This is a genomic window from Streptomyces sp. NPDC089919, assembly GCF_040684615.1.
Taxonomy (GTDB): domain Bacteria; phylum Actinomycetota; class Actinomycetes; order Streptomycetales; family Streptomycetaceae; genus Streptomyces.
On sequence record NZ_JBFBGK010000107.1, the window covers coordinates 21,529 to 29,167 of the forward strand.

The following is a 7,639-nucleotide window of genomic DNA, read 5'->3' on the forward strand; positions in this document are numbered from 1 at the left end:
CAGAAGGGAACGGTCGGGGTGCGGTCGGCGGCCGGTCTGGACCGGGCCTCGTGGAGCCCGCTGCGGGGCGCTCCGGGGGTGGTGGCGCCGCCCGGAGATGTGCGGTCCGCCGGTCCGGAAGGGGGTTTTCGTGGGCGTTCTGCGCCCGAAATGTTCGGGTACGCACCGGTACGGCACGTGAAGCGGATCACTCTCTGCATGGCTTTCCACATGGTTCCGCGGGTCGGGGGCACGCGATCTTCCGGGCGGCCGGAAGGTCGTCCTGATCCTCTTCCGGGCGACCGGCGGGGTGATCCGAAGAACGAAAGGCAATACCCGACGTGACCGCAGCACAGCAGACCATCCACGTGGGCGGCGAGTGGCGAGCATCACTCTCCGGCGACACCCGCCAGATCATCGACCCCGTCGACGCGACCGCCTTCGCGGTCGTCGCGGAGGGCGGTGTCCCGGACACCGACGACGCGGTGGCCGCCGCCCGCGCCGCCTTCGACGCGGGCGCCTGGCCCCGTACGCCGGTGGCCGAGCGCGCCGCCCTGCTGCGCCGGGTCGCCGACCGGCTGGAGGCCGAGCGGGAGCGCATCGGCGCCCTGGAGAGCCGTGACGCGGGCAAGACCCTCGAGGAGGGCCGCACCGACGTGGACTGCGTGCGCGACGCCTTCCGCTACTTCGCCGACCTGGTGGAGAAGGAGAGCGCGGAGCGCGTCGTCGACGCCGGCTCCGCGGACATCCGCAGCGTGGTGGTCCAGGAGCCGGTCGGCGTCTGTGCGCTGATCACCCCGTGGAACTACCCCCTCCTCCAGGCCAGCTGGAAGATCGCCCCGGCCCTCGCCGCCGGCAACACCTTCGTCATCAAGCCGAGCGAGATCACCCCTCTCGGCACCGTCGCCCTGGTGGAACTGCTGCTGGAGGCCGGACTCCCGCTCGGCGCCGCCAACATCGTCACCGGCCCCGGGCACACCGTCGGCGCCCGCCTGGCCGAGCACCCCGACGTCGACCTGGTCTCGTTCACCGGCGGCCTCGTCAGCGGTACCAAGGTCGCGCGGGCCGCGGCCGAGGGGGTCAAGAAGGTCGGGCTCGAACTGGGCGGCAAGAACCCCAACATCGTCTTCGCCGACGCCTGCACCACCCCCGAGGGCTTCGACACCGCCGTGGACCAGGCCCTCAACGCCGCGTTCATCCACAGCGGCCAGGTCTGCTCGGCCGGCTCCCGCCTCATCGTCGAGGAGTCGCTGGCGGAGCGCTTCGTCGCCGAACTGGCCCGCCGGGCCGACCTGATCCGGCTGGGCCGCGGCACCGACCCGGGCGTCGAGTGCGGGCCGCTGGTCTCCGCCGCCCAGCGCGAGCGGACCGAGGAGTACGTGGCCTCCGCCCTGGCCGAGGGCGCGCTGCTGCGGGCCGGCGGGTTCCGCCCCGAGGGCCCCGGCTACTTCTACCGGCCCACCGTCCTGGACGGCTGCCACCGCGGCATGCGCGTGGTGCGCGAGGAGGTCTTCGGCCCGGTCCTGACCGTGGAGACCTTCCGTACTGAGGAGGAGGCCGTCGCCCTCGGCAACGACACCGAGTTCGGCCTGGCCGGCGCGGTGTGGACGGCCGACGAGGACCGGGCCGCGCGGGTGGCCGGCCTGCTGCGCCACGGCACCGTCTGGATCAACGACTTCCACCCCTACCTGCCGCAGGCCGAATGGGGCGGCTTCGGCAAGTCCGGCATCGGCCGCGAACTGGGCCCCACCGGCCTCGCCGAGTACCGCGAGGCCAAGCACGTCTACCGGAACCTCTCCCCGCGCCCCGTCCGCTGGTTCGCCGGCGGAGCGGACGGCGATGCACGGAACGAGCACCAGAAGGACCAGGCATGACCCACCACCCCCACACGCCCGCCATGCACCAGCAGCACGCCACCAGCGAGCAGGGCTCCCGCCCCGCGGAGCAGCTGTACGACTACGTCGTCGTCGGCGGCGGGACCGCCGGTTCCGTGATCGCCTCCCGCCTGACCGAGGACCCCACCGTCAGCGTGGCCGTCATCGAGGGCGGCCCCAGCGACGTCGGCCGCGACGACGTCCTCACCCTGCGCCGCTGGATGGGTCTGCTCGGCGGCGAGCTGGACTACGACTACCCCACCACCGAGCAGCCCCGCGGCAACTCCCACATCCGGCACAGCCGGGCCCGGGTGCTGGGCGGCTGCTCCTCGCACAACACCCTCATCTCCTTCAAGCCGCTGCCCTCCGACTGGGACGAGTGGGCCGAGGCCGGTGCCGAGGGCTGGGACGCGGCGTCCATGGACCCGTACTTCGACCGGCTCCGCAACAACATCGTCCCGGTCCACGAGGACGACCGGAACGCCATCGCCCGGGACTTCGTGGCCGCGGCCCAGGACGCCCTGGGCGTCCCCCGGGTCGAGGGGTTCAACAAGGCCGCCTTCCACGAGGGCGTCGGCTTCTTCGACCTGGCGTACCACCCCGAGGACAACAAGCGCTCCTCCGCCTCGGTCGCCTACCTGCACCCCTTCCTGGACCGGCCGAACCTGCACATCGCCCTGGAGACCTGGGCCTACCGGCTGGAGCTCGAGGGGACCTTGGCCACCGGCGTGCACGTGCGCACCAAGGACGGCGCCGAGCACGTGGTGCGGGCCCGCCGCGAGGTGCTGGTGTGCGCCGGCGCCGTGGACTCCCCGCGCCTGCTGCTGCACTCGGGCATCGGACCGCGGGCGGACCTGGAGAAGCTGGGCATCCCCGTCGTGCACGACCTGCCGGGCGTCGGCGAGAACCTGCTCGACCACCCGGAGTCGGTCATCGTCTGGGAGACCGACGGCCCGATCCCGGAGAACTCCGCGATGGACTCGGACGCCGGGCTGTTCGTCCGCCGGGACCCGGCGGCCCAGGGGCCGGACCTGATGTTCCACTTCTACCAGGTCCCCTTCACCGACAACCCGGAGCGGCTGGGCTACGAACGCCCCGCCCACGGCGTGTCGATGACCCCCAACATCCCCAAGCCCCGCAGCCGCGGCCGCCTCTACCTGACCAGCGCCGACCCCGAGGCCAAGCCGGCCCTGGACTTCCGGTACTTCACCGACGAGGACGACTACGACGGCAGGACCCTGGTCGACGGCATCCGGATCGCCCGCCGGATCGCGGCCACCGAGCCGCTGGCCGGCTGGCTGAAGCGGGAGGTCTGCCCGGGCCCGGAGGTCACCTCCGACGATGAGCTGAGCGCCTACGCCCGGCACGTCGCCCACACCGTGTACCACCCGGCGGGGACCTGCCGGATGGGTGCCCAGGACGACGAACTCGCCGTCGTCACACCTGATCTGAAGATCCGGGGCCTGTCCGGCATCCGGATCGCCGACGCGTCCGTCTTCCCGACCATGACCGCCGTCAACCCGATGATCGGGGTGCTGATGGTCGGGGAGAAATGCGCCGAACTGCTGGGAGGTACCAGCCGATGAGCCAGTCCACGAACCTGCCGAAGAACCAGCCCGCCGGCACCGAATCCGTCTTCGCCGTGCGCAACCTGTGGAAGGTCTTCGGCCCGAAGGCCGAACAGATCCCCGGCGACCCGGAGCTGGCCGCCCTCGACGCCACCGCGCTGCGTGAGCGGACCGGCTGCACGGCCGCCGTCCGCGACGTCTCCTTCGACGTCCGCAAGGGCGAGGTGTTCGTGGTGATGGGCCTCTCCGGCTCCGGCAAGTCGACCCTGGTCCGCTGCCTGACCCGGCTCATCGAGCCGACCTCGGGCACCCTGTCCATCGACGGCGAGGACGTCATCGCCATGGACTCGTCCCGGCTGCGCGAACTGCGCCGCCACCGGGCCGCGATGGTCTTCCAGCACTTCGGCCTGCTGCCGCACCGCACCGTCCTGGACAACGTCGCCTACGGCCTGGAGATCCAGGGCGTGGGCCGCGGCGAACGCCGCGAGCGCGCCGCGGACTTCGTCGCCAAGGTCGGCCTCGACGGCATGGAGCGGCGGCTGCCCGGCCAGCTCTCCGGCGGCCAGCAGCAGCGCGTCGGCCTGGCCCGCGCCCTCGCGGTCGACCCCGAAGTCCTCCTCTTCGACGAGCCGTTCAGTGCGCTCGACCCGCTGATCCGCCGCGACATGCAGGAGGAGGTCGTCCGACTGCACCGCGAGGAGGGCCGCACCATGGTCTTCATCACCCACGACCTCAGCGAGGCGCTGCGGCTCGGCGACCGGATCGCCCTGATGCGGGACGGCCGGATCGTGCAGCTGGGCACGCCCGAGGAGATCGTCGGCTCGCCCGCCGACGACTATGTCCGCGACTTCGTCCGGGACGTGCCGCGCGAACAGGTCCTGACGGTCCGCACGGCCATGCGCCCGGCGCGGGCCGAGGAGGCCGGCGCCGGCGTGGCGCTGGCGCCGACCGCGACGGTCCACGAAGCCATCGAGGCCGTGGCCCGCACCGGGGAGAACGCCCGGGTCGTCGAGAACGGCCGGTGCCTGGGGGTGGTCGACCAGTCCGTGCTGCTGGGCGTGGTCGCCGGGGTACCCGCCGCGGCCGGGAAGGCGGTGGCCTGATGTACTCCCATACCACCTGGCCGCCGCCGTGCGGCCGCCCGCAGCCCGCCGCCCCGGGGCGGTGCGGCCGATGAGCGCCACCGCCACCTCGGCCCCCGCCGACCGCACGACGACCGGTACCGGTCCCGCCCCCGCCGCCCCCGGCGGCGCGCCGACGACGGGCTCCGGCCCCGGCGGCGCCCGGGCCCTGCTGCGGCGCCGTCGCGGCGCCCTGATCGGTGCGGGCACCGCGCTCCTGCTGCTCCTGGGCGCCGTCCTGCTCGGCGGCGGCAGCTGGCCCGCCCACCTCGCCGTGGACCTCTCGGGTCCGCTGGACCGCACCAGCGACTGGATCATCGACAACCGCGACGGGCACCCGCTCTTCCTCTACTTCCTCGGCCACGTCAGCAACGCCGTGGTCGTCTCCGTGCGCGCCGTGTACCTGCTGCTGCTCGCCCTCGGCTGGGCCGGGGTGACCGCCGCCGCCGGGCTGGTGGCCTGGCGGCTCGCGGGGGTGCGCCTGGCCCTGCTCTCCGTCGCCGCGTTCGCCGCCTGCGGACTGCTCGGCATGTGGGTCCCCACCATGCAGACCCTCGCCCTGATGGTCGTGGCGGTCCTGGCCTCCGTACTGCTCGGCGTCCTCCTCGGGCTGGCCGCCGGCCTGTCGGACCGGATGGACCGGGTCCTGCGCCCGGTGCTCGACACCATGCAGGTGCTGCCCGCCTTCGCGTACCTGCTGCCGGTGGTGCTGGTCTTCGGCATCGGCGTGCCCGCCGCGGTCCTGGCGACCGTGGTGTACGCCGCTCCGCCGATGGCCCGCCTCACCGCGCTCGGGCTGCGCGGCGCCGACGCCGGGGTCATGGAGGCCGCCGCCTCCCTCGGCGCCACCGCCCGGCAGCGCCTGCTGACCGCCCGACTGCCGCTGGCCCGCAAGGAACTCCTGCTCGGCGTCAACCAGTCGATCATGATGGCCCTCGGCATGGCCGTGATCGCCTCCGTCATCGGCGCCGGCGGCCTCGGCGACCGGGTCTACCAGGCCCTGGGCTCCGTCGACGTCGGCGCGGCGCTCGCCGCGGGCGTGCCGATCGTGCTGCTCGCCGTGGTCCTGGACCGCGTCACCGCCGCCGCGGGATCCCGCCTCGGCTCCGCACCGGCCCGCCCGGCCGCCGCCGGGCGGGTCCTCGCCCTGGCCTCGGCCGCCCTGGTCGCCGCGATCGCCGTCGCCGGCCACCTCGCCGACCGGCTCGGCTGGCCGACGGCCTGGACCGTGGAGATCGCCGGGCCCGTCAACCGGGCCGTGGACTGGATGACCGCCCACCTCTACTCCGGCGTACCCGTCGTCGGCGGCACCGCCGACTGGGCCGCCCACTTCACCACCGGCGTCCTCAACCCGCTCCGCTCCGGCCTGCAGTGGCTGCCCTGGTGGTCGGTGCTGCTCGCGGTCGGCGCCCTCGCCCTGCTCATCGGCACCTGGCGGACCGCCGTCACCGCCGTCGCGGCGATGGCCGCCATCGGCGTGCTCGGCGTCTGGGGGCCGGCCCTCGACACCCTCTCCCAGGTGCTCGCCGCGGTCACCGTGACCCTGCTGCTCGGCTTCGCCCTCGGCGCGGCCGCCGCCCGCAGCGCCCGCCTGGACCGCGCCCTGCGGCCCGTCCTCGACGTGTTCCAGACGATGCCGCAGTTCGTCTACCTGATCCCGGTGGTCGCGCTGTTCGGCGTGGGCCGGGCCCCGGCCGTCGCCGCGGCCGTGGTGTACGCGCTGCCCGCGGTGGTCCGCATCACCGCCCAGGGCCTGCGGGAGGTCGACCCGGGCGCGGTGGAGTCCGCCCGCTCCCTGGGCGCCACCGGCCGCCAGCAACTGCTCCAGGTCCAGCTTCCGTTGGCCCGGCCGGCCCTCCTGCTGGCCGTCAACCAGGGCGTGGTCCTGGTCCTGGCCGTGGTCGTCATCGGCGGCCTGGTCGGCGGCGGGGCGCTGGGCTACGACGCCGTGTTCGGCCTGGCCCAGGGCGATCTGGCCACCGGTCTGGTCGCCGGCGCGGCGATCGTCTGCCTGGGCCTGGTCCTCGACCGGGTCACCCAGCCGACGCAACGCCGCACCCGCACCGGAAAGGGGGCCTGAGATGGCTCGCACCCGTACCCTCGCCCTGGTGGCGGCCGCCGTCCTGACGGCCGGAGCCGGCCTGACCGGCTGCGGCGCCGCCGACATGACCCGCCAGTCCTCCCCGTACGCCGACGCCGAGGGCTCCCGCACGGTCACCCTCTCCGTGCAGTCCTGGGTCGGCGCACAGGCCGACGTCGCCGTCGCCCAGTACCTGCTGGAACACGAACTCGGCTACCGCGTGGACACCGTCCAGATCGACGAGGTACCCGCCTGGGACGCCCTCAGCCAGGGCCGGGTGGACGCCATCATGGAGGACTGGGGCCACCCGGAGCAGGAACAGCGCTACATCGACGAGAAGGGCACCATCACCCGCGGCGGCGACCTCGGCGTCACCGGACACATCGGCTGGTTCGTGCCCACGTACTTCGCCCAGCAGCATCCGGACGTCACCGACTGGAAGAACCTGGACAAGTACGCCGACCGGTTCCGTACCGCGGAGAGCGGCGGCAAGGGACAGCTGATGGACGGCTCCCCGTCTTACGTCACCAACGACAAGGCGCTGGTGAAGAACCTGGGCCTGGACTACCAGGTGGTCTTCGCCGGCTCCGAGGCGGCCCAGATCACCCAGATCAAGCAGTTCGCCAAGGAGAAGAAGCCCTTCCTGACCTACTGGTACAAGCCCCAGTGGCTCTTCGAGAAGGTGCCCATGACGGAGGTGAAGCTGCCCGCCTACAAGAAGGGCTGCGACACCGATCCGGAGAAGGTGGCCTGCGCCTACCCGCACACGCCGCTGCAGAAGTTCCTCAACGCCCGCTTCGCCAGGGACGGCGGCGACGCGGCCGCCTTCCTGAAGAAGTTCCGCTGGACGACCGACATGCAGAACGACGTCTCCCTGATGATCGCGGAACAGAAGCTGTCCCCCCAGGAGGCAGCTGCCCGCTGGGTGAAGGCGAACCGCGCCACCTGGCGCACCTGGCTCCCCTCCTGACGGGGAGTCGGGGGGGGGGGGGGGCCCCCCCCGCCCCCCCCCCCCCC

General features: G+C 73.5%; 5 protein-coding genes. All 5 read left to right on the forward strand.

Going from position 1 to position 7,639, the window contains the following annotated elements; genetic code table 11:
• Positions 1 to 320: 320 nt before the first annotated feature.
• The gene (locus tag AB0O40_RS31115; protein ID WP_365048634.1) at positions 321 to 1,853 is read left to right on the forward strand and encodes an aldehyde dehydrogenase family protein; all 1,533 of its coding nucleotides are present in this window, start codon (positions 321 to 323) and stop codon (positions 1,851 to 1,853) included.
• A 23-nt stretch (positions 1,854 to 1,876) separates the two neighbouring features.
• On the forward strand, positions 1,877 to 3,439 hold the full coding sequence (locus tag AB0O40_RS31120) for a GMC oxidoreductase (protein ID WP_365048643.1): 1,563 nt from the start codon (positions 1,877 to 1,879) through the stop codon (positions 3,437 to 3,439).
• On the forward strand, positions 3,436 to 4,524 hold the full coding sequence (locus AB0O40_RS31125) for a glycine betaine/L-proline ABC transporter ATP-binding protein (protein ID WP_365048636.1): 1,089 nt from the start codon (positions 3,436 to 3,438) through the stop codon (positions 4,522 to 4,524). Before AB0O40_RS31120 ends, AB0O40_RS31125 begins: the two co-directional genes overlap by 4 nt.
• A 70-nt stretch (positions 4,525 to 4,594) precedes the next feature.
• Positions 4,595 to 6,622, forward strand: coding sequence for an ABC transporter permease subunit (locus AB0O40_RS31130; protein WP_365048638.1), 2,028 nt, complete (start codon positions 4,595 to 4,597; stop codon positions 6,620 to 6,622).
• Between the two features lies 1 nt (position 6,623).
• Entirely contained in the window at positions 6,624 to 7,592 is a 969-nt protein-coding gene (locus AB0O40_RS31135) for an ABC transporter substrate-binding protein (RefSeq protein WP_365048639.1), read from the forward strand.
• Positions 7,593 to 7,639 lie beyond the last annotated feature (47 nt).

Excerpts from the sequence above, each read along its gene's own strand:
- AB0O40_RS31120 (WP_365048643.1), top strand. The coding sequence starts at position 1,877 with ATGCACCAGCAGCACGCCACCAGCGAGCAGGGCTCCCGCCCCGCGGAG.
- AB0O40_RS31125 (WP_365048636.1), top strand. The coding sequence starts at position 3,436 with ATGAGCCAGTCCACGAACCTGCCGAAGAACCAGCCCGCCGGCACCGAA.
- AB0O40_RS31130 (WP_365048638.1), top strand. The coding sequence starts at position 4,595 with ATGAGCGCCACCGCCACCTCGGCCCCCGCCGACCGCACGACGACCGGT.
- AB0O40_RS31135 (WP_365048639.1), top strand. The coding sequence starts at position 6,624 with ATGGCTCGCACCCGTACCCTCGCCCTGGTGGCGGCCGCCGTCCTGACG.